The sequence below is a fragment of the Fastidiosipila sp. genome (assembly GCA_012511175.1).
In the GTDB taxonomy this organism is placed as follows: domain Bacteria; phylum Bacillota; class Clostridia; order Saccharofermentanales; family DTU023; genus UBA4923.
On record JAAZGO010000013.1, the window covers coordinates 1 to 20,571 of the forward strand.

A 20,571-nucleotide genomic window follows, 5' to 3' on the forward strand; every position below is an offset into this window, starting at 1 on the left:
CAAAAACTATACTTTCCATGGTGACCTCCCATTGTATGCGGTAATCTCCGCTGTCCTTGTTTCTACAGCTAAGACTACGGATAAACCCGCGACCTTACAATCGCGGGGGTCACTCCATATTGTCTTTGTCATTTATCCTAGAAGCGTCCCATGGGTACCTTTGTTTGCGGGCCGGTTCTTCTTGTGTTATGATCGTCGGGGAAAACGCACGGTGCCTTACTCCTGTTGCCCGTAAAGGCGGGGAATGGAGGGCACCGGAGGTAAAAACAGGAGGAATTATGGCTGTCGTTTCCATGAAACATCTACTTGAGGGTGGCGTGCATTTCGGCCACCAGACCCGCCGTTGGAACCCGAAAATGGCTCCCTATATTTTTACGGAGCGCAACGGGATCTACATCATCGATCTTCAAAAAACCATGAGGAAGATCGAATTGGCCTACCAGTTTGTCAACGAAATCGCCAAAAGAGGCGGAACGGTGCTCTTCATCGGGACCAAAAAGCAGGCCCAGGACGCCATCCGCGAGGAGGCGGCCCGTTGCGGCATGTTCTATGTGAACAACCGATGGCTGGGCGGGACCCTGACCAATTTCCAGACCATCAAAAAGCGCATTGAGCGGCTTCACGAACTCCGTGAGCAAAGTGAAAGCGATGCCTGGCGGGGTCTGCCGAAAAAAGAGATCGCCTCTAAACGGCTGGAGCTTGAAAAGCTGGAGCGCAATCTGGGGGGCGTGGCAGATATGCAATCCCTGCCGTCCTGCATTTTTGTGGTTGACACAAAAAAGGAGCACATTGCAGTGGCTGAAGCCCGAAGGCTCCGCATCCCCATCGTGGCCATCGTCGATACCAATTGTGATCCGGAAGAAGTCGATTTTGTCATCCCGGGCAACGATGACGCCATCCGGGCCATCAAGCTGATCACCAGTGTCATGGCCAATGCTGTGATCGAAGGCAGGGAAGGCTATGAAGTCCAGATCCCCGACGTCGAAGCTGCGGTTGAAGAGGAAAGCGCGCCGGCTGGGGAAGGACAGGAAGAGACTGAAGAGTCCGTCGAGGACTTGGTCGGCCAAGCATAAGAACAACCGGACTTATCCGGGAATGGAGGAATAAGATGCAGATTACCGCGCAAATGGTTAAAGAGCTCCGCGAGATGACGGGAGCCGGCATCATGGACTGCAAGAAGGCCCTTCAAGCGTCCGGGGGTGACTACGATGCCGCTGTCAAATGGCTTCGGGAGAATGATCTGGCCGCTGCCGAGAAAAAGGCCGGCCGAATTGCCGCCGAGGGGATTGTCGATGCCTACATTCATGAGGGCGGACGGATCGGTGTCCTGATCGAAGTCAATATCGAGACGGATTTTGCCGCCAAAAATGAAGATTTCAAAAAGCTTGTCCGCGACATGGCCATGCAGGTGGCGGCCATGAACCCGCTCTACGTCAGGCGGGAGGACGTTCCCGGGGAAGTGATTGCCCACGAACGTGACATCGTGCGCGCCCAGGCCATTAAGTCTGGCAAGCCGGAGAAAATCATTGAAAAAATCGTCGACGGCCGGATGGAAAAATACTTCCAGGATGTTTGCCTGATGGAGCAGGCCTATATCCGTGATGACAGTATGACCTGTGAGCAGCTCATCAAGGAGTTGATCGGCAAGATCGGCGAGAACATCAAGGTGCGGCGTTTCGTCCGCTACGAGATGGGCGAGGGGTTGGAAAAAAAGAACGAGGATTTTGCAGAGGAAGTCGCGGCTCAGCTGAAAAAGTGACCAGGGCCGGGATTGGGAGAGAGGGCGCGCTGCGCTCTCTTTCTTATATAAAAAATTTGGGCAGCGCCTGATTTGTGAGATAATGGCTCAGGAGACAGGAGGCTTTTTGCAAGAAAGCGAGGGATGGGGCATGAAATACAAAAGGCTGCTGCTGAAGCTGTCGGGTGAATCGCTGGCAGGCGGATCAGGAAGCGGGATTGACCCTGAAACACTCTCGCTTTACGCCTCGGTCATTGGCCGGCTGTGCCAGGAGGGTCACGAAGTCGGCGTGGTCGTGGGTGGCGGCAATTTCTGGCGGGGCCGGATTAGCCAGGGCATGGACCGGATGTCAGCGGACAAGATCGGCATGCTGGCGACCGTCATGAACGCCATCGCGCTTGACAGCGCGCTTCTGGAGGCAGGTGTGGTCGCAAGGCTGATGTCGGCGGTTCCCATGCCGACGGTGGGAGAACCCATGAATGCCGCTGCGGCAAGGCGCCATCTGGAGCGGGGACGGGTGGTCATTTTCGCGGGAGGCACAGGGAATCCTTTCTTTTCAACAGATTCTGCCGCGGCTCTGAGGGCAGCTGAGATCAAGGCTGATGTCATCCTGAAATCGACTCTGGTTGACGGTATCTATGATAAAGATCCCAAGCTTTTCCCCGACGCGGTGCTGCAAAAAGAATTGACTTTTACCGACATTCTTGAGCGGGAATTGGCTATTATTGATGCGACTGCCGCTGCCCTTTGCCGGGATTACGGCCTGAAACTCATTGTTTTCAATGGAATCGATCCGCAAAATATCCTGAAGGCTGCGGGGGATCAGCCGATCGGGACCCTTGTGGGCTGAAATGAACTGCCTGAAGCCGGTCAAGCCACCCTATAGGTACAATAAAGTTAATCAGGGCCAAGGAGGATGAGATCATGGTGAACATGGATATTCACGAACAGACGCTGAACGAGTTCGAAGAAAAGATGAAAAAATCGATTAATGTGCTGGAAACTGAACTGCGCACTGTGCGCGCGGGGAGGGCCAATCCGCATGTCCTCGATCCCATTACCGTTCCCTATTACGGTGTGCCGACACCCTTGCAGCAGATCGCCAATATTCAGGTTCCCGAGGCAAAGATGCTGATGATTACGCCATGGGACGCCAACATGCTGAAAGAAATTGAACGCGCTATCCAGGCAAGCGACCTGGGAATCAATCCCATCAACGACGGACGTTGTCTGCGGCTGGTCTTTCCGGCCATGACCGAGGAGCGCCGTCACGACCTGACGCGCGAGGTTGCGAGGCGCGGTGAGGACGCCAAAGTATCGATTCGCAACATCCGGCGTGAGGCCAATGACCACTTCAAGGCCCTCTTGCGGGACAAGGAGATTTCAGAAGACGTGTCTTTCAGCCTGGGTGAGGAGATGCAGGAGATAACCGACCGCTACATCGAGAAAATTGATCAGGAAGTCGAGCGGAAAACAAAAGAGATCATGGAAATCTGACGGGCGTTTGAGAAAATCGCTGCCGCCTGCTGCGGAGATCATGGAAAAAGAGCAATCGAAAGAAAAAGGAGTCCGGCACCTGGCCGTCATCATGGATGGCAATGGGCGCTGGGCGGAGGCACGGGGGAGAAGACGGGAATTTGGCCACCGCGAAGGGGCGGAAAATCTGCGCCGACTTTGCATTTTGTGCGGGGAGCGACGAATCCGCTACATCACGGTCTACGCTTTCTCCACCGAGAACTGGCGCAGGCCCCGGGGAGAAGTCAATTCCCTGATGCGCCTTTTTTCACACTACTTCACAAAATATGCGAAGGAGATGGAGGAGGAAGGAGTCCGGCTCCGCTTTATGGGGGAGCGGGACACTCTGCCTGCCGAAGTCCTGGCCACCATGGAGGAGGCCGAAAAATCCTCCAGGGACAGGACGGGACTCCAGTTGATCATCGCCTTCAATTACGGCGGAAGAAGGGAAATTGTTTCAGCCGCGCAAAAAGCGGCAGCTGAAATCAGCAGTGGCCCTCTGACCGAGGAATCTTTTGCCCGCTTTCTTTACCTGCCGGATGTCCCGGAGCCCGAGCTGCTGATACGAACCGGCGGGGAATCCAGACTGTCCAATTTTCTTCTTTGGCAGTCGGCTTATACGGAACTTTATATGGAAGAATGTCTTTGGCCTGACTTTGGTGCCGAGCAGCTGGACCGGGCTCTGCTGGATTTCGAGTCACGCCAGCGCCGTTTCGGCGGCATCTGACAGGAGACCAGGGGAGTAGCCTATGAAAAAAATCGATGAATTGACCGTCCGGGTCATCACCGCCGCCATTTACGTGGGAATCATGATCGTCTTCATTGTTCCCGGGCTTTGGGCCCCGGTGGTGCCTTTGGTGCTCCTGGCTGCAGTTGCTTTTTTAAGCGCTTTCGAAAAAGGCCAGGCGGTCCGGCTTCGCCTGCCCCAGGTAACCCCCCTCCCGGCTGCGGTGACCTCCGTCCTGCTCGGTCTTTTGTCTTTTCTGGGAATTTCGAGGGGATCCTTTCTCCGGGGAATTGCCTGGACCTTGGATCCATCGGTCAACACCCTGATCGCGCCGAAGATTTTCGGCTATTTTGCCCTCCTGGCCCTCTTTATTCTGCCCATGATCTCGCTGATTCAGATGTGGCGCAAGGGAGTGGAGCTCTTGCCTTCGACCCTGGCCATGACGGCCATTGTATTCTCTTCGGCGGTGCCGCTGGCGGCTTCAGTTGCTCTTTTGTACGGCTGCCGCTACGGCTGGCACTGGTTTGTCCTCGCCATCCTGACCGCCTGGGTATCGGATACCTGTGCCTATTTTGCGGGAAGATTCCTGGGCCGCATGCGATTTGCCCCGGCCATCAGTCCCCGCAAAACCTGGGAGGGAACGATGGGGGGGGTTGTCGGAACCATTGCCCTTTACCTGATCTATTTTCCCCTTGTCATCGGCAAGCGGACGGGTTACGCCACAGGCGCCAGTTTTGCTTTTGCCACAGTCGCAGCGGTCCTGATGAGCTTGTCTGCCAGCTTGGGCGACCTTCAGAGCTCGGCCCTCAAGCGCTGGTGCGGCATCAAGGATTTCGGCGCCCTGCTGCCGGGGCATGGCGGCATCTCGGACCGGTTTGACAGCATCTTCACTGCCCTGCCCGCCATGCTGTTGCTGGCCATCCTTGCAGGAGCCATCCTTTAAGGCCATGAAGGGCGGATCTGATCGCCACCCGGTTTTGCCCGTGCGGCTTGACCAGCCAATACCCGATACCCGGGTCATGACGGTTCTCGGTTCGACGGGTTCCATTGGAAGACAGACCCTGTCGGTCGCAGCCGAGGAAGGTTTCCGGATCGCGGCGCTGGCAGCCGGGCGCAATGTCGAGAGGCTGGCCGAACAGATTGCAGCTTTTGATCCCGATTTTGTCAGTCTTGCTGATGAGGCCGCCCGGGGCCAATTGCTGGCGCGCCTGAAGAAGCTGGGGGTCAAGGAGCCTGCAGAGATCGGTCTGGGGCGGGAGGGCGCCGTACGGGCCGCGGCCTGGCCTCATGCGGATACGGTCATGGCAGCCATCACCGGATTCGCCGGGCTGGAACCGGTTCTGGCCGCCGCATCAGCGGGCAAGAAGATCGCGCTGGCCAACAAAGAAAGCCTGGTGGTTGCAGGAGAAGAGGTGAAGCGCCTCGCCACCTTGTCAGGCGGCTGGATTTTGCCGGTAGACAGTGAACATTCCGCTATCTGGCAGTGCCTGCTGGGGGCTCCCCAAGAGAGTGTCAGGCGGATTATTCTGACTTGTTCAGGCGGTCCTTTTCATGGCAGAACAGCTGAAGCGCTCCGCCGGGTCACGGCTGAAGAAGCCCTGCAACACCCCACCTGGTCCATGGGCGGAAAAATAACCATCGATTCAGCCACCCTGATGAACAAGGCCTTTGAAGTGATCGAAGGCTGCCAGCTCTTTGATCTGGATCAGCGGCTTATCGATGTGGTGGTCCACCGCCAGAGCATGGTTCACTCCATGGTTGAGTTCGCAGACGGGTCGGTTATGGCTCAGATCAGCGAACCTGACATGACACTCCCCATCCGCTTTGCCCTGACCTTCCCCCGGCGCTCGGACAAGGGCGCACATCCGCCTTTGGATCTGCTTTCTTCCGGGCGCTCGGTCTGGTCTTTTGAGGCCGTCGATGAAGATCTTTTTCCGTCTATTGGTATGGCCCGCCAGGCCCATGACAGCGGCGGCCTGATGCCCTTGGTCTTAAACGCAGCCAATGAAGCGGCAGTCAGCCTTTTTCTCGATGGATCACTTGCCTTCACCTCGATATTTGACTTGGTCAGGCAGGCCCTTGATGATTTCAGCCACTTGTCCGCCATAAAAGCGTCAACCTTTGATGCTATGATGAGCCAGCACCGGCGCGTGACGGCTCATGTCAGGGCGGCCGGTTCTCTATCGAAGATTGAACGGGAGCAGTTATGACTTTTTTAGGCATTCTGGCCGGGGTGCTGATCCTGGGCCTGATTATGGTGATCCACGAGCTTGGCCACTTCCTTGCAGGGCGCGCTTTCGGATTTAAAATCGACCAATTCTCCATTTTTATGGGACCCGTGCTTTTTGAGCGGGAGAAAAAGGGCATCCGCTATAACATCAAGGCCATCCCACTCGGGGCTTCAGTCAGTTTTGCGGGCGAGGAGTCGGAGATTGAAGGTCAGACGGATGGGGCGCTGGAATATGACCGGGAAGACCCCGATCTGTTTGAGAATCGTCCGCGCTGGCAGCGGGCCATCGTGATTGCCATGGGACCTGCCCTCAACTTCCTGACCGCCTTTGTGGTCTTCATCATCCTCTTTACCGCCAAAGGTGCAGTCATCCCGAAAGTGGGGGCCATCCCCCCTGATACCCTCATGGCCGGAACTTCGATCAAGGCAGGTGATACCATCACCTCTCTGGATGGTACCCGCATCCGGACAGCGCTCGATCTGACCATAGCCGAGATGAATCACGATGCCGGCGACCCCTGGCTGATCGGCTACCGGACCGCAACCGGCGATAAGGGTCTGGAGACTGTCTTGCCGGCAAAGGCGCCGCCCCGCCCCATGCTGGGCATCACTTACCAGACGGAGGGCGACCAGCACCTGGTCGTTTCGGTCCATCCCGACGCCGACCGGGGGGAGGCCGGCCTGCTGCCGGGCGACCAGATTCTGACAATCGAGGGGATTCCCTTCGGCGACACCGATCGCGTGACGGAAACCATCCTGGCTTCAGGAGAAAAGGCCATCCGCCTGGAGATCATCCGAAAGGGAAAACCGCTTTCCCTGGAAATCAGCCCCCTCATTATTGAAGCCGATTTGCCGCTCGGCCTGGTGCTTACTCTGTCAAAAAAGGCGGAGTCTGTGATCAGTCAGGGGGTCCGTTACCCCATTTCAGTTTTCCGGACGACCGTACGCGGCATCGGCATGCTCTTTGCGGGCAAGATCGGGGTCAGGGACAGCTTCGCCGGCCCCATCGCCATTGTCAGCATGGCGGCTGACACGGTCAAGCAGGGCCGGTCCCTGGGCGATACGGCCGCTAACCTGGCGACACTGCTGGGTCTTTTGTCTGTGGCGATCGGTTTCACGAATCTGCTCCCCATCCCGCCCCTTGACGGCAACCACCTGCTCCTGCTCGGTGTGGAAGCCGTCCGTCGCAAACCGCTGTCGGCAAAATTCAAGTCGATCACCGGCATGGCGGGCCTGATCTTTTTCATCGTGCTTGGGGTGGCCGTCGTCACCCTTGATCTGGTCAGGCTTTTTGGATGGTAGAGATGGGCGACAGGCAGAAAAAAGTGAGCCGTCCAGTCAATGTCGGCGGCGTCACCATCGGGGGAGGCGCCCCCGTCTCGGTCCAATCCATGTGCACGACCGACACCCGGAACGTCGAGGCTACCCTGGCCCAGATCTGGGAACTTTCGCTGGCAGGCTGTGAGCTGGTCCGCCTTGCCGTACCGGATGAGGAGGCAGCCCGCGCCCTCAAGGAGATTACTTCCAGGTCACCCCTGCCTGTCGTGGCTGACATCCATTTTGACCACCGGCTGGCCATTGCGGCCATCCGTTCGGGGGCCCATAAGATCCGGATCAACCCGGGCAATATGAAAGATCCCCGGGGCCTGGCCCGGACTGTCGCCGAGGCCAGGGACCACGGCATTCCCATACGGGTCGGGATCAATGCCGGCTCCCTGGGCCGCAGGGAAATCGGTCCGGCCGGAGTCACCGCTGAAGTACTTGCCCGTGCAGCCCTGGACGCCTGCCGTCAGCTGGAAGCGCTCGATTTCCATGACATAGTCTTGTCTGCCAAGGCCTCATCGCCTCTGCTTATGATCGAAACCTACCGGCTCCTGTCCGAGCAAAGTCCTTATCCGCTTCACCTGGGCGTGACTGAGGCGGGGAGGGGTAATCAGGGAATCATCCGTTCGGCGGTGGGGATCGGAAGCCTTCTGGCGGAGGGAATCGGCGATACCATCCGGGTGTCGCTGACGGCGGATCCGGTTGAAGAGGTGCAGGCCGCCTACGCTATTTTGGGCGCCTTGTCCCTGCGTCAGCGGGGGCCGGTTCTGATCAGCTGTCCCACCTGCGGGCGTACGGAAGTGCCCTTGATCGAGGTGGCAGAAGAGGTGGGGCGCCGTCTTTCCAGGATTGACTTCCCCCTGCGGGTGGCAGTCATGGGATGTGTCGTCAACGGACCCGGTGAGGCACGCGAGGCGGATGTCGGAATCGCGGGCGGCAGGGATTCTTTTGTTCTGTTTCGAAAAGGAGAAGTTATCCGCAAGGTCAAGGCGGATCAGGCGGTAGACGCCCTGATGGAGGAGATTGACCGCCTGTTGGAGGAGCAGCAGTCCGGCGGCTGACACTTGCCGGAACAAAACAGGAGGCCGATGAATGGCACTTTTTTGCCAGGTTGTACTGGCCGACGCCCCCCGCGCGATTGACAAACCCTGGAGCTACAGGATACCCCGGGAATTTGAGGATCAGCTTATACGGGGTTCGCTTGTCCTCGTGCCCTTCGGTACGGGCAGGCAGCCCGTACGCGCTTTTGTCGTCGAACTCCTGGATGACTTGCCGGAAGGGGTTCCAGCGGATTCAATCAGAGAAATTCATCAACTTGTTTCCGGTCCGCCGGTCGTCACGGGAGAACAGCTCCAACTGGCCCTGGAGATGCGGCGCCGCACTTATTGCTCGACTGCCGATGCGCTCAAGGCCATGGTGCCGCCTACGGTACTTTCCGCCAGGGGCAGGTCTGTTCTGGCCGCCCGCCTGTCCGACCCTGAAGAGGCGGCGGAACTGCTCGATTCGGACGGACTGAGGAGCATGAAGCAGGTGCGGGTCATCGAACTCCTGCTGGAACACGAGTCGGCTCCCTGCATGGAGATCCGGCAGGCCGCCGGTGTTTCTCAAAGCGTCATATCTGCCCTGGCGAAAAAGGGAATCCTGACCCTTTTCAAAAAGAGGCAGGAGCGCCAGCTCCCCGCAGAGGATACCGGCTCTGACCAGCCGCCGGTCCTGACCAAGGAACAAGGTGAGGCAGTTGAAACCATCAGGGAAGCGGCCGGAGCGGCACAGCCCGGCAAGCTCAAAGAACTTCTCCTTTTCGGTATCACGGGGAGCGGAAAGACGGAAGTCTACCTGCGGGCAGCCCAGGCGGTTCTGGACCGGGGCAGGCAGGTACTGATCCTGGTACCCGAGATTGCTCTGACACCTCAGATGACACGCCGCCTGACCTCCCGTTTTGGCCAAAGAGTAGCCATTCTCCACAGCCGGCTCACCCCGGCCGAGCGTTATGAAACCTGGAGGCGGGTTCTGGCCCAGGAGATCCCCATCGTTGTCGGCGCCCGTTCGGCTGTTTTTGCTCCCTTGAAAAGCATCGGCCTGATCGTGATCGACGAAGAGCAGGAGTCCAGCTACAAGGCTGAAATGAAACCGCGTTACTACGCGCCCGATATCGCCCGGATCAGGGCTATTTTAAATGGGGCAGTCCTTGTACTGGGATCAGCAACGCCTCAGGTTGCAAGTTATCGGCGGGCGCTGGAAGGCCCTTCCTCGCTTCTTTGCCTGCCTGACCGGATCGGGGAGAGGGGTTTGGCAGAGGTCGAGGTCGTCGACATGCGCCGCGAATTTGCCAGAGGCAACCTGTCCTTTTTCAGCCGCTCCCTCCTTGAATGCATGGAGGAGACCTTGAAAGGGGGCGAGCAGGCCATGATCCTTCTGAACCGACGCGGTTTTTCGCGCACGGCAGTCTGCCGGACCTGTGGCTGGCAGATGCGCTGCCCTTCCTGTGATATTGCCCTGACTTCCCATCTCAACCCCTACGGTCCGGCAGGAGTGCCTGCGCGGATGGTCTGCCATCTTTGCGACCGTATCAGCCCTGTTCCAAAACTGTGTCCCGAGTGTGGAAGCGTGGAGATCGCCTCCCTGGGTATCGGCACCCAGCAGGTTGAAGAAGCGCTCGCAGAACAATTCCCGGGGGCTTCTGTGCTCCGAATGGATCAGGACACGACCCGGGGCCGCTTCTCCCACCGGGAACTGCTGGATGCTTTTGAATCGGGCCGGGCGGATATCCTGGTTGGAACGCAGATGATCGCCAAGGGCCACGATTTTCACAACGTAACCCTTTCGGCCATTCTCTCAGCCGATCAGCTTTTGGGGACAGGTGAATTCAGGGCGCTAGAGCAGGCCTTTCAGCTGATGACCCAGGCCGCCGGCCGCGCAGGGCGGGGAAAAAAGCAGGGGAGGGTCATCATCCAGACCCTGCAGCCCGACCATTTCGTCATCCGGGCTGCGGCCCGCCAGGACTATGAATCTTTTTATGAAGAGGAGATCATCTTCCGCAGACGGATGGGCTACCTGCCCTTTGGACACATCGGTCTGGCAGAGTTCAGGAGTTTCGATCGGGAAGCGGCCGAAGACGCCGCCTGGGCCTACCACAGGCTGGTAACCGCCATTACCGGGGCCCATCCCGGAATGTTCGGGCGGATCCTGGTGACTCAGCCGGCCCCTTCGCCCATCGCCAGAGTCAGGAACAGGTACCGCTTCCGGATCATTGCCCGCGATCCGTCCGCACAAACCCTGACACGCCTTCTTTTTCATGCCGCTGACCGGATGAAGCGCACCAGCAAAGTATCCCTGGTCATTGACATGGACCCCTGGTCGACCTTGTAGCCGGTACCGCCTGCTCCCCGGTTACGGCCGTTCCCTGTGATAAGATTGTAGGAAAAGAAGGAGGCAGGGCATGGCGCTGCGCAAAATACTTGTCGAAGGCGATCCGGCGCTCAATAAGCGGGCGCGCCCGGTGTCGCGATTTAATGACAAATTACGCGTCCTGGTCGACGATATGCTGGAGACCATGTATGACGGCGATGGGGTCGGCCTTGCCGCGCCTCAGGTCGGTGTGCTCCGCCGGATCTTTGTTATGGACCTGGACGACGGAGAGGGTCCCCGGGTCTTTATCAATCCCCGGATCCTGGAGACGGACGGCGATCAGGAGGGGCCGGAGGGCTGCCTTTCGCTCCCCGGTCTTTTTGGAATTGTCAAGCGGCCCATGACGGTCAGGGTCCAGGCCTTCGACACCGAGGGCCAGTCTTTTGAGCTGGAGGCGGAGGGTCTGGCGGCCCGTTGCATCTGTCACGAGAACGATCATCTGGACGGCATTTTATTCCGCCGCCATTCCCAGATTCCGCTTTGCGCCCTGGACGAACTGCCGGGCATGGAAGAACCGGCGGAGGAAGAAGCAGATACGGAAGGAGTGACCCTGTGACTCCTTTCGTCTTTATGGGAACGCCGGAATTCTCAACCCTTGTGCTTGACCGGCTGGAAGAAGCCAATTTTCTTCCCGTGCTGATCGTGACCCAGCCCGACCGGCCCTGCGGCCGGGGGAAAAAACTCAAACCTTCACCCGTTGCCATCTGGGCCGAGGAGAGGGAAGTCCTGACCTTGAAACCCGCGGACTGCCGGGATCAGGCCTTTATCGGCAAGCTGAAAGAATTGGCCCCTGTTTTTATCCTGACGGCAGCCTTCGGACAGATCCTGCCGCTTTCTATTCTGGAGATTCCCGAAAGGGGCTGCCTCAACCTGCATGCCTCCCTTCTTCCGCGCTACCGGGGCCCTTCACCCATCCAGACCGCCCTCCTGAACGGCGACAGGGAAACAGGTGTTTCCCTGATGCTGATGGATGAGGGGCTGGATACGGGACCGGTCATCGCCCAAAGGCGCATGGCCCTCTCTGACAGTCTGGACGCCGGTGAACTCAATCTGGCTCTGGCCCGCCTGGGCGGAGAATTGATCGCGGACAGCATCTGCCCCTACCTGGCGGGCAAGCTGATACCGGAGCCCCAGGATGAGGGGCGGGCAACCATCACCCGTCTGCTGAAAAAGGCGGACGGCCAGGTGGATTTTGACCAGCCGGCACAGATGGTTCACAATCACATCCGGGCCATGAATCCATGGCCCGGTGCCTTCGCCTTTCTTGATGGGAAAAGGTATAAACTGCTTCGGGCCAAGGTTTTTCAGAACAGTATGGACCGGGGTATCCCGGGCCGGCTCCGCCTCATCGGCAAACGGATGATTATCCTGTGCAGGGAAGGTGCGGTCGAAATTCTTGAAATTCAGGCCGAGTCAGGAAGCCCCATGTCCTGTGTCACCTGTTCCCACAACTTTACCGAAGGGGCTGTTTTTGGCCCTCCCGCCACAAAGTGACCTGCCTGGAAGGGGGAAGTGCTTGAGCATTACCGGATATCTTCCTTTTTTGATCAGCATCGCGCTCAGCCTGATGGCTCAAGCATGGGTGAGCTTGAACTTCTGGCGCTACAACCGTGTCGCTTCCAGTACCGGCCACACCGGCTTCTCAGCTGCCCGGCGCCTGCTTGATCAGAATGGGCTGCAAGAGATCGCGGTAGAGCAGGTTACCGGGCGCCTCTCCGATCACTTCAGCCCGCGGGAAAAAAAGATACGCTTGTCGGAAGCGACTTACAAAACGGCCTCCATCGCGGCCATTGGGGTGGCAGCACACGAAACGGGCCACGCCATCCAGCACCGGGATGGCTACCAGCCCAACAGAATCCGCTCGGCCCTCCTTGTGCCCGCCAGCATCGGATCCATGGCCGGACCCTATATTGTCGGTCTGGGCTTTGCCATTCTTTCCGAAATAATGGTTCAGGTGGGCGTCGCCTTGTTTGCCGCAGCGGTCCTCTTCTATTTGATTACCCTTCCCGTTGAAATAAACGCCAGCCACCGGGCGCTCATCCTCCTGGCGGAGACAGGTATCCTGGCTCCCCATGAAATCAAGGGAGCCCGCCGCGTGCTTGCTGCCGCTGCCTTGACCTATGTCGCGTCAGCCCTGACCTCTGTCCTCTATTTTTTTCGCGTCAGTGCTTTGGCGGGTTCACGAAAGCGAAGCTGAACCGGGGTGGCCATGAGGCAGATTTCGAAAAGAAAGCCCGGCCAGGCCCGTCTCGCCGCTGCAAAAGTTCTTTTCCAGGTCTTGGAAGAAGAGGCTTTTTCCAACGAAAGTGCTGGCTGGCATTTATCAGCGCCCGGACTGGATGCACGTGACCGCGCCTTCGCATCGGCTTTGATTTTTGGCACCCTCTCCCGGCTCCCCCTGATTGACCATGATCTGGCATGCGTCTTGTCGCGCCCTCTTCAGGAACTTGACCCCTGGGTGCGGACCATCTTGAGAGTTGGCGTCTGGCAGCTCTATTTCTCCTACCAGGCGACAGCAGCCGCAAGTTGTGATGAAAGTGTCCGCCTGGCGCGCCTGCTGGCAGGGGAGAAAGCGACGGGCTTCGTGAACGGAGTCTTGCGCCGGCTGGCCCGCAGCCGTCCCGAGCCTTCGGGTGAATACCGGGAGGCCTTGGAGGCAGGCCTGCCGCCCCTCCTTTATGATCTGCTTGCCGGTTGGTATGGCGGGGAAAGCGCCCTGGCTATCGGAAGATCATCGCTTGAGCCGCCTTCCTGCCTTGCTGTACGCTTCAACGCCTGCAAAAAGCAGGCCTTTGACAACTGGCTGGCAGGCGAAGAGGCAGCTTCCTTCAAGGCGGAGAAGCTGGCCTGGCCCGTCTGCGCCTACGCCATGACTGCAGAAGGCCGCAGTGTTGCAGCCACCGATGGGTACAGGCAGGGGCTCTTCACCGTCCAGTCACAGCCGGCCATGATGGCGGGTATTCTGTCAGGCACAGGCCCAGGCGACCGGATCCTGGATCTTTGTGCTGCCCCGGGCGGCAAAACAGGGCACCTGGCAGAGCTTGCCGCTTGTTCAGGAGTCCTGACCGCCTGTGATGTCACGCCTGAAAGAGTCGCCCTGCTCGAAGAAACGCTGGAAAGGCTGGGGCACACTTTTGTGAAAACACGGGTCCATGACGCTTCCCTGCCTTCTGCCGATTTTGCCGGATTTTTTGACCGGGTGATCTGCGATGTACCCTGCAGCGGTCTGGGTCTTCTTCAGAAGCGCCCTGAGATCAGGTTACGGGTGGAACTGGAATCCATCAACCGCCTCAAGACGCTCCAGCAGGCCATTCTTCAAAGCGGTTCCCTGGCAGTCGCGCCGGGAGGCCGCCTGCTCTATTCTACCTGTACACTGAACCCGGAAGAAAATGAAGAGCAAATCCTAAGTTTCCTGAACTCGAAGGCAGGAGAGGCCTTCGAACTTGAAGACCTGAAAGAGGATCTTGAAGCTGCGCTGGCAGGCGCATTGGCGCCGCCCCTGTCAGAACGCCTGCCCCGGACGGTTCAATTCCTGCCTCACCGGGATCAGACGGATGGCTTTTACATTGCAAGGCTCAGGCGCAAGCCGGCCTGAGGGCATAATATTGCCTAAAAGTGGGTAAAATGCTAGAATCACACGATGGGTTGAAACTCCAGCCGCCTTGCAGGGCGTCTTTTCTGAAGGCGTATCCGGGTTGCCGGGTTTTGATGAAGCAGGCAGTGAATCGGACCGATTCCTGCAAAAAAGGATAAGGGCATGGCGGATCATTCAATCATTTTTTCGGGGATGACGCATCAGGGCTTTGTCCGGGACCGCAATGAGGACAGCTACATCATGGATGCCCCTGAGGGAATGTGGCCACTCCTTTTTGCCATTGCCGACGGTCTTGGGGGGCACAAGAACGGGGCACTGGCGAGCAGGACCGCGATCAGCTATGCGGTGTCCTTTTTGAGAGAACAGCTGCCCGCGGTCAATGACCCTGAAAAAGTCAAATCCATCCTGGCGGATACCCTGCAAAAGACCAACATCAAGGTCTATACGACCTCGCTGGAAGACCCCGATAATACCGGCATGGGGACGACCCTGACCCTGATGGCCCTTTATGAGCAAAGCTGCTATGTGGCGCACATCGGTGACAGCCGCTGCTATATGTTCAGGGAACGGGAGCTGGAACAGCTGACCCGGGATGATACCTATGTCAGCCAGATGGTCGCATCCGGCTCCCTGGAAGAGAGTGAAGTCGTTTCCCATCCCCGGCGCCACGTCTTGACGCAGGCCCTGGGTTACCCTGAATATGTCGAGCCGCAAATCACCCATGTTGACTTACGCCCCAAAGACCGTTATCTTCTGTCGAGTGACGGCCTGCATGGGATCCTGAACCGGAAGGCCATCGCCAGGACCATGCGCCATGCCGGATCACCTGATGAGGCGGCGTCGTCACTGATTGAACAAACGTTGCAGGCGGGAGCCCCCGACAATGTGACTGTCATTGTCGTTTTCGCCTGAAGGAGGTTTGAATGATACCGTCACAATCATTTGGCCGGGGTACCGTGATCGCGGACCGATACCGCGTGATCCGGACTCTGGGTCAGGGAGGAATGGCGACCGTCTATCTGGCGGATGACCGCAATACGGGCCAGCAGGTCGCGGTCAAGGTCATGCATGATGAACTGGCCAACGACCCTGAGTTTGTCCGCCGTTTCGCAACGGAAGCCCGGGCAGCCGCTAGCCTTGACCACCCCAACATCGTCCGGGTCCTGGATTACGGATCCTATGACGGCGTGCGCTACATCGTCCAGGAATACGTGGAGGGGACAACCCTGAAAGACATTATCCGCCGCAAGGGGCCCATTGATTACCGGCTGGCTACACCCCTTTTGATCCAGATCGGCCTGGCTCTGGAACACGCCCACCGGCGGGAAGTGATTCATCGCGACATCAAGCCTCAAAATATCATGATTACCCGGGACATGGTCGCCAAGGTGACCGACTTCGGTATCGCGCGCGCCTCCAGCACCAATACCATCACCTTGACAGGCGGTGTGGTTATGGGCTCAGTCCACTACTTCTCACCGGAGCAGGCCAGAGGCGGCCAGGTGACCTCACGTTCGGACCTTTACTCGCTGGGCATCATGTTCTATGAGATGCTGACGGGCAGGCTGCCCTTTGACGGGGAATCTTCCGTTGCCGTTGCCATCAAGCACCTGCAGGAAGTCCCTCCGGCCCCTTCGACCTACGTTCCTTCCCTGCCGCCCGCCCTTGACCGCATTGTTTTCCGCGCCATTCAGAAGAATCCGGACGCCCGCTACCAGACAGCCCGGGAATTTGTCGACGAGCTCGATGCTTTCATGATCGAACCCGACGGTGTTTACGGGGTGATCCCCAAAACGGCTGCGCAGTGGGAAACGTCCTCGACATCGGCCTTAAGTGCCCAGACCGGAGAATCCAATTACGGAAGAATCAAGGAGATTGAACGGACTTTCAACAAAAGGCGTTCTTCGCGCTACCGTGACACAGCCATCGCGATCACCGTTGTGGTTGCGGCCGTACTCCTGCTGGCACTCCTGACCGTGTGGCTGGTCCGCCATTTTGCCCCCGGCGAGCCCGATGATACCGATCTGGCTGAGATTGTCCTGCCCAATTTCCAGGGCAAGGACATTAAAGATATTGCCAACCAGCTCGAGATGCTGGAGAGCGCCGGCATGATCATTGAAATTAAGTATGAGGTCAACGAGACGGTCCTGCCGGACATCGTCCTGCGTCAGGACCCCGAATCGGACGGCACCCTGAAAATTGAACCGCAGGATGTGACCCTGACCCTTTTCGTTTCTCTTGGGCAGGACTTTGCTGTTGTGCCTGACGTGGTTTCCAAGTCTTTCCAAATCGCCGATATTGAGCTGAGGACCGAGGGATTTCTGGTCAAGTTTACGCCGGAGGTGTCTGCCACGGTCGGCAAGGACATCGTGATCCGTACTGAGCCCGCGCCCGGCGAACTGGCACCCAAGGGTTCAACCGTCGAGCTTTTTTACAGCACGGGACCTGAATTTGTTGTCATGCCCGAACTCCAGGGGCTGCCCTACGATCAGGCGCTGGCCCTGCTGGAGGAGAATTCACTCCTTCTTGGCGGCGAGACATCGATAACAGGGGAAACCATTCCGGACAACGATAAGTATGTGATCAAGCAGTCGCCTGAGGCGGGCGGCAAGTATCCGCCCAACACCCTGGTGGTCATCACGGTCGGCACGGCCAAAAACCTTTACGACTACCTCAACCCGACTACCGTTCCTCAAGAGGCCGTCATGCTCGAAGTACGCGGCTTGACCTTCGCCAGGGCCATGGAGGAGCTGGAGCCGCTGCGGGTCGCCAAATACCAAATGGTCAAATGGAATCCGGCCACCAGCCTGGACCCCAACAAGGCCGAGGACAGGGTAAATATCTACATCATCGAACAGAAACCTGAACCGGGCATACGGTTCAGGCCGGAAGACGGCGTAATCCTGACCTTTGGCTCGGCGGCGGATCTGGAGGCCTACAGAAATCCGACGACCACCACGACTGCCACAACCACCACGACCACCGCGTCGACAACGACAACGACGACAACAACGACCACGACAAGCTCTGAAACGACAGAGGCGGAGCCTGAACCCTAGACAAGAGAAAGCACACGATGGCGGTCAAGCAGGGAAAGTCACAAGAAGATAAGAAGCGGGCTGCCTTTCTGGACCGCTCGGCACCCTTGCTTTGCCCTTCCATCCTGGCCTCCGACCTGGCAGATCTGGCAGGTTCGGTCAAGCGGCTCGGCCCGTCCTTCGACATGATTCACTGCGATGTCATGGACGGCCACTACGTGCCCAACCTGACCTTCGGCCCTCCTGTGATCGCAGATCTGGCTCAACACGTCGACCTGCCTTTGGACGTCCATCTCATGGTGACCAATCCCGATGACCTGCTTGCCGAGTACGCGGAGGCGGGGGCTGCCACCCTGGTGGTTCACGCGGAAGTGCTGCCCCATGCCCAGCGGACCCTGGCCCGGATAAGGGAGCTGGGCTGCTTTGCAGGGATTTCACTCAACCCCGCGACTCCCCTGGAGTCAATCCGCTGGCTGATGCCGGATCTGGACATGGTGCTTTTGATGTCAGTCAATCCCGGTTTCAGCGGCCAGTCCTTTATTCCTCAGGTCATGGACAAGATCCGGGAGCTGCGCCGCCTGATCGATCAAGCGGCTTATCCGGTCCGGCTCCAAGTAGACGGCGGCATCACCCGGGACAATGCGGCGGATATTGTGAGGGCCGGCGCCGACATGATCGTGGCTGGTTCCGCCATCTTCGACCAGGAATCACCGGCTGATGCGGCAGCGGAACTTCGCCGGATCATCCGGGGCGCCAAGGCGCACCTCTGATACCATGTCACCGATCTTTTTTGATGCCCTGATCGCCCTGGCGGGATCGGGGAGCAGGCTCGATTTTTTCGCTTCGTGGACGATTTCACGTTCCAGACTAATCCTGGCTGCTGACGGCGGGACGGACCTTCTCATGGACTTGGGTTTTACTCCGGATTTTTTGGTCGGAGACTATGACTCCATTTCCGAAAAGGCGTTACAAAATCTTTCCACTGATACGGTCAGGGTCGAGCTTTCCAGGGACAAGGACTTTACGGATGGGGAACTTGCGACAGCAGCCGCTGTCCTGCTTTCCTGCGATCAGGACCTGAAGGATCCTGCTTTTTCAAAACCGGATGGCCGTGCCCTTTACCTTGCTTTCGAAAAAGCAGGGGATCTGACCGGCAAGTCCTATGCTTTTTTGAATTACACCGGGGAGCGTGTTGACCACCAGCTGGCCAACATAGCTCTGGCCCGCCTCCTTGCAGTCCGCGGCGCTACGGTCTTTCTCACCGACGGTTTGACCCTGGGCCGCATCGTCAAGGGTCCGGTAACGGCTGACCCGGTATTTCCGGCAGATTGTTTTGACAGCGCCCGGGCAAAGGTGCCTGGCAAGCGCTTTCTTTTTTCCGCATTGCCTTTGGACGATGAGGTCGATGGCCTCTGCCTCCATGGATTGAAATGGGAGCTGGACGGCGTCCGGCTCCCCATGGGCCGCTCGCTTGCCCTGAGTAACCGCGCAAGTGGCCCGTATCCTTTGCAGGTGACAGCCAGGCTGAAAGCAGGAGTTGTGCTGTTCTATACTTTTCCGGAGGACCTTTAGGCCTTTATCCACAGTGACATCGTAAATAACAATGCAGACCGCCGAATATTCCCGCATGCTGCGATGGCATGAGCGCCGGATTAGATCCGACCAATCACAGTTTATTCAGTGAAATATGCTAAAATATTTAATCATAATTAGTCAACAGCTTGCGCCTGATTTCACCGATACTGAGCTTTGGGGTTTGAGGGATTCCCTCTGCGGGTGACGCAGAGGGAGCAGCTGCTGGCGTGACAGGTGAAAGAGGTGAAATAAGGGAACGGAGTCGTATAAGGAGTAAGGAAATGAGAGGTCACAGTATCACCCCCAGGGGTGTGGCCCTGGCATGGATCGTTGCCATGATCGCTTTGATTGTAGCCGGTTGTGGTGGAAGAACAAGTCCAACTGTTGTACCCACCGTATCTCAGACAGAATTTCGTTGGCCCGAAAGTGAAATCGCCAGCCTGCTGCCCGTGCCAGAGTCAACTGTCGGAACGCTCGAATGGGAAACAGCTACCGGAATTCTTGTCAGATTGAGGAACATCTCAAGGGATCAATATGATTCTTACGTCGATGCGTGCCGTGAACAGGGTTTTGTGAACGACAGCATCTGGAGCGATGATTCTTATTCCGCCTACAACGAAGCAGGATATTTCCTGATGCTTGAATGCAGGAAAAATGCCATGTCGATCGAGATGAAGGCTCCGGCTGAGACGAAAGAACCAGACAGAACGGAAAAGGCAACCGTGGCAGAAACGACAGCGCCCACGACGACAGTGCCCACAACAACAGTCCAGGAAATACCCGTTGAAACCAGTAAAGCGGGCGTACCAATTCCGGGAATCAGACCAGAACTCCAGGAGGCAATAGAAAGCTTCGAGGCCTTCATCGATGAATACATCGCTTTTATGATCAAGTATGAGGATGCACCCTACAGCGAGGCCATGGAGGCCGATTATGATGCTTATTTGGCGAAGTATGCTGAAGCGACGGCAAAGATCGATGCGCTTGATGAATCGGATTGGTCGGAAGCCGAGTCTGCTTATGCTTGGGGTGCGTTGTACAGGGTTGAAGAGAAACTGGCAACACTTCTTCCTTAATGAAGGCCAAAGAAGCAGACATCCAATAATCCTGTGGTTAAAAGAAGCCGCTTGCCAACGCTTGGCAAGCGGCATTTTGTGCTTTGGATTTCGCGGGTAGAAGCGGTTCGGTTAAGTTCACGTAGATCAAGGGTGGAAAAGAGATTCCAACCTCGCTCAAAATGGTTTAGATCGCCTTCACTTGGAAAAGGCCTTGTGGAGGGCTTGTCCGAAGCGCAAAGACCCTGCCGATGGCGCCGACTCCACAGGCTTCTGGATCAATCCGGGATCGAGTTGATGGCTTTTGAGACATGCGCCTGCGCCAAAGAGGAGATCTGCCCGCAAAAGTCAATTGAAGCGACAATCC

Annotated in this window: 19 protein-coding genes; all 19 read left to right on the plus strand. The window is 57.7% G+C overall.

All coding sequences use genetic code 11. The annotated features are described in order from the left end of the window. Nucleotides 1-278: 278 nt before the first annotated feature. The 19 genes from rpsB to GX839_02835 all read left to right on the plus strand — a co-directional run bounded on the left by rpsB (nucleotide 279) and on the right by GX839_02835 (nucleotide 20,225). Nucleotides 279-1,073 (plus strand): 30S ribosomal protein S2, encoded by a 795-nt coding sequence (gene rpsB, locus GX839_02745; GenBank protein ID NLB04385.1) that lies wholly within the window; start codon nucleotides 279-281, stop codon nucleotides 1,071-1,073. Nucleotides 1,074-1,108: 35 nt separating this feature from the next. Beyond that, complete coding sequence (gene tsf, locus GX839_02750; GenBank protein ID NLB04386.1) at nucleotides 1,109-1,759, plus strand: translation elongation factor Ts; 651 nt, start codon at nucleotides 1,109-1,111, stop codon at nucleotides 1,757-1,759. Nucleotides 1,760-1,889: 130 nt separating this feature from the next. Further along, nucleotides 1,890-2,588: a UMP kinase gene (locus GX839_02755; GenBank protein NLB04387.1), complete on the plus strand. Its 699-nt coding sequence runs from the start codon at nucleotides 1,890-1,892 to the stop codon at nucleotides 2,586-2,588. Nucleotides 2,589-2,671: 83 nt separating this feature from the next. Then, nucleotides 2,672-3,235 (plus strand): ribosome recycling factor, encoded by a 564-nt coding sequence (frr, locus tag GX839_02760; protein NLB04388.1) that lies wholly within the window; start codon nucleotides 2,672-2,674, stop codon nucleotides 3,233-3,235. Between the two features lie 40 nt (nucleotides 3,236-3,275). After that, complete coding sequence (uppS, locus tag GX839_02765) at nucleotides 3,276-3,980, plus strand: di-trans,poly-cis-decaprenylcistransferase (GenBank protein ID NLB04389.1); 705 nt, start codon at nucleotides 3,276-3,278, stop codon at nucleotides 3,978-3,980. Nucleotides 3,981-4,002: 22 nt separating this feature from the next. Next, nucleotides 4,003-4,923: a phosphatidate cytidylyltransferase gene (locus GX839_02770; protein ID NLB04390.1), complete on the plus strand. Its 921-nt coding sequence runs from the start codon at nucleotides 4,003-4,005 to the stop codon at nucleotides 4,921-4,923. Between the two features lie 4 nt (nucleotides 4,924-4,927). Further along, entirely contained in the window at nucleotides 4,928-6,190 is a 1,263-nt protein-coding gene (locus tag GX839_02775) for a 1-deoxy-D-xylulose-5-phosphate reductoisomerase (protein ID NLB04391.1), read from the plus strand. Then, on the plus strand, nucleotides 6,187-7,512 hold the full coding sequence (gene rseP, locus GX839_02780; GenBank protein NLB04392.1) for an RIP metalloprotease RseP: 1,326 nt from the start codon (nucleotides 6,187-6,189) through the stop codon (nucleotides 7,510-7,512). Before GX839_02775 ends, rseP begins: the two co-directional genes overlap by 4 nt. Before the next feature lie 2 nt (nucleotides 7,513-7,514). Further along, entirely contained in the window at nucleotides 7,515-8,594 is a 1,080-nt protein-coding gene (ispG, locus tag GX839_02785; GenBank protein ID NLB04393.1) for a flavodoxin-dependent (E)-4-hydroxy-3-methylbut-2-enyl-diphosphate synthase, read from the plus strand. Between the two features lie 31 nt (nucleotides 8,595-8,625). Then, complete coding sequence (gene priA / locus GX839_02790) at nucleotides 8,626-10,902, plus strand: primosomal protein N' (protein NLB04394.1); 2,277 nt, start codon at nucleotides 8,626-8,628, stop codon at nucleotides 10,900-10,902. A gap of 70 nt (nucleotides 10,903-10,972) precedes the next feature. Further along, a complete protein-coding gene (gene def / locus GX839_02795; protein NLB04395.1) occupies nucleotides 10,973-11,497 on the plus strand; it encodes a peptide deformylase in 525 nt (174 codons plus the stop codon). Further along, nucleotides 11,494-12,435 carry a methionyl-tRNA formyltransferase gene (locus tag GX839_02800; GenBank protein NLB04396.1) on the plus strand — a complete coding sequence of 314 codons (942 nt, stop codon included), beginning with the start codon at nucleotides 11,494-11,496 and terminating at the stop codon, nucleotides 12,433-12,435. Before def ends, GX839_02800 begins: the two co-directional genes overlap by 4 nt. Nucleotides 12,436-12,508: 73 nt before the next feature. Then, nucleotides 12,509-13,138, plus strand: a complete 630-nt coding sequence (locus tag GX839_02805; protein NLB04397.1) for a zinc metallopeptidase — start codon at nucleotides 12,509-12,511, stop codon at nucleotides 13,136-13,138. A 12-nt stretch (nucleotides 13,139-13,150) separates the two neighbouring features. Beyond that, nucleotides 13,151-14,536, plus strand: a complete 1,386-nt coding sequence (rsmB, locus tag GX839_02810) for a 16S rRNA (cytosine(967)-C(5))-methyltransferase RsmB (GenBank protein NLB04398.1) — start codon at nucleotides 13,151-13,153, stop codon at nucleotides 14,534-14,536. 162 nt (nucleotides 14,537-14,698) lie between these two features. Beyond that, entirely contained in the window at nucleotides 14,699-15,448 is a 750-nt protein-coding gene (locus GX839_02815; GenBank protein NLB04399.1) for a Stp1/IreP family PP2C-type Ser/Thr phosphatase, read from the plus strand. An 11-nt stretch (nucleotides 15,449-15,459) separates the two neighbouring features. Next, the gene (gene pknB / locus GX839_02820; GenBank protein ID NLB04400.1) at nucleotides 15,460-17,595 is read left to right on the plus strand and encodes a Stk1 family PASTA domain-containing Ser/Thr kinase; all 2,136 of its coding nucleotides are present in this window, start codon (nucleotides 15,460-15,462) and stop codon (nucleotides 17,593-17,595) included. A gap of 17 nt (nucleotides 17,596-17,612) precedes the next feature. Next, the gene (gene rpe, locus GX839_02825) at nucleotides 17,613-18,344 is read left to right on the plus strand and encodes a ribulose-phosphate 3-epimerase (protein NLB04401.1); all 732 of its coding nucleotides are present in this window, start codon (nucleotides 17,613-17,615) and stop codon (nucleotides 18,342-18,344) included. A gap of 4 nt (nucleotides 18,345-18,348) precedes the next feature. Further along, on the plus strand, nucleotides 18,349-19,146 hold the full coding sequence (locus GX839_02830; GenBank protein ID NLB04402.1) for a thiamine pyrophosphokinase: 798 nt from the start codon (nucleotides 18,349-18,351) through the stop codon (nucleotides 19,144-19,146). 338 nt (nucleotides 19,147-19,484) lie between these two features. Then, a complete protein-coding gene (locus tag GX839_02835; protein ID NLB04403.1) occupies nucleotides 19,485-20,225 on the plus strand; it encodes a hypothetical protein in 741 nt (246 codons plus the stop codon). The last annotated feature ends 346 nt before the right edge of the window (nucleotides 20,226-20,571 follow it).

Coding starts and splice junctions, on each gene's coding strand:
- rpsB (NLB04385.1), top strand. CDS start 279: ATGGCTGTCGTTTCCATGAAACATCTACTTGAGGGTGGCGTGCATTTC.
- pknB (NLB04400.1), top strand. CDS start 15,460: ATGATACCGTCACAATCATTTGGCCGGGGTACCGTGATCGCGGACCGA.
- rpe (NLB04401.1), top strand. CDS start 17,613: ATGGCGGTCAAGCAGGGAAAGTCACAAGAAGATAAGAAGCGGGCTGCC.
- def (NLB04395.1), top strand. CDS start 10,973: ATGGCGCTGCGCAAAATACTTGTCGAAGGCGATCCGGCGCTCAATAAG.
- rsmB (NLB04398.1), top strand. CDS start 13,151: ATGAGGCAGATTTCGAAAAGAAAGCCCGGCCAGGCCCGTCTCGCCGCT.
- ispG (NLB04393.1), top strand. CDS start 7,515: ATGGGCGACAGGCAGAAAAAAGTGAGCCGTCCAGTCAATGTCGGCGGC.
- GX839_02805 (NLB04397.1), top strand. CDS start 12,509: ATGGCTCAAGCATGGGTGAGCTTGAACTTCTGGCGCTACAACCGTGTC.
- GX839_02815 (NLB04399.1), top strand. CDS start 14,699: ATGGCGGATCATTCAATCATTTTTTCGGGGATGACGCATCAGGGCTTT.
- uppS (NLB04389.1), top strand. CDS start 3,276: ATGGAAAAAGAGCAATCGAAAGAAAAAGGAGTCCGGCACCTGGCCGTC.
- rseP (NLB04392.1), top strand. CDS start 6,187: ATGACTTTTTTAGGCATTCTGGCCGGGGTGCTGATCCTGGGCCTGATT.
- tsf (NLB04386.1), top strand. CDS start 1,109: ATGCAGATTACCGCGCAAATGGTTAAAGAGCTCCGCGAGATGACGGGA.
- priA (NLB04394.1), top strand. CDS start 8,626: ATGGCACTTTTTTGCCAGGTTGTACTGGCCGACGCCCCCCGCGCGATT.
- GX839_02770 (NLB04390.1), top strand. CDS start 4,003: ATGAAAAAAATCGATGAATTGACCGTCCGGGTCATCACCGCCGCCATT.
- GX839_02830 (NLB04402.1), top strand. CDS start 18,349: ATGTCACCGATCTTTTTTGATGCCCTGATCGCCCTGGCGGGATCGGGG.
- GX839_02755 (NLB04387.1), top strand. CDS start 1,890: ATGAAATACAAAAGGCTGCTGCTGAAGCTGTCGGGTGAATCGCTGGCA.
- frr (NLB04388.1), top strand. CDS start 2,672: ATGGATATTCACGAACAGACGCTGAACGAGTTCGAAGAAAAGATGAAA.
- GX839_02835 (NLB04403.1), top strand. CDS start 19,485: ATGATCGCTTTGATTGTAGCCGGTTGTGGTGGAAGAACAAGTCCAACT.
- GX839_02775 (NLB04391.1), top strand. CDS start 4,928: ATGAAGGGCGGATCTGATCGCCACCCGGTTTTGCCCGTGCGGCTTGAC.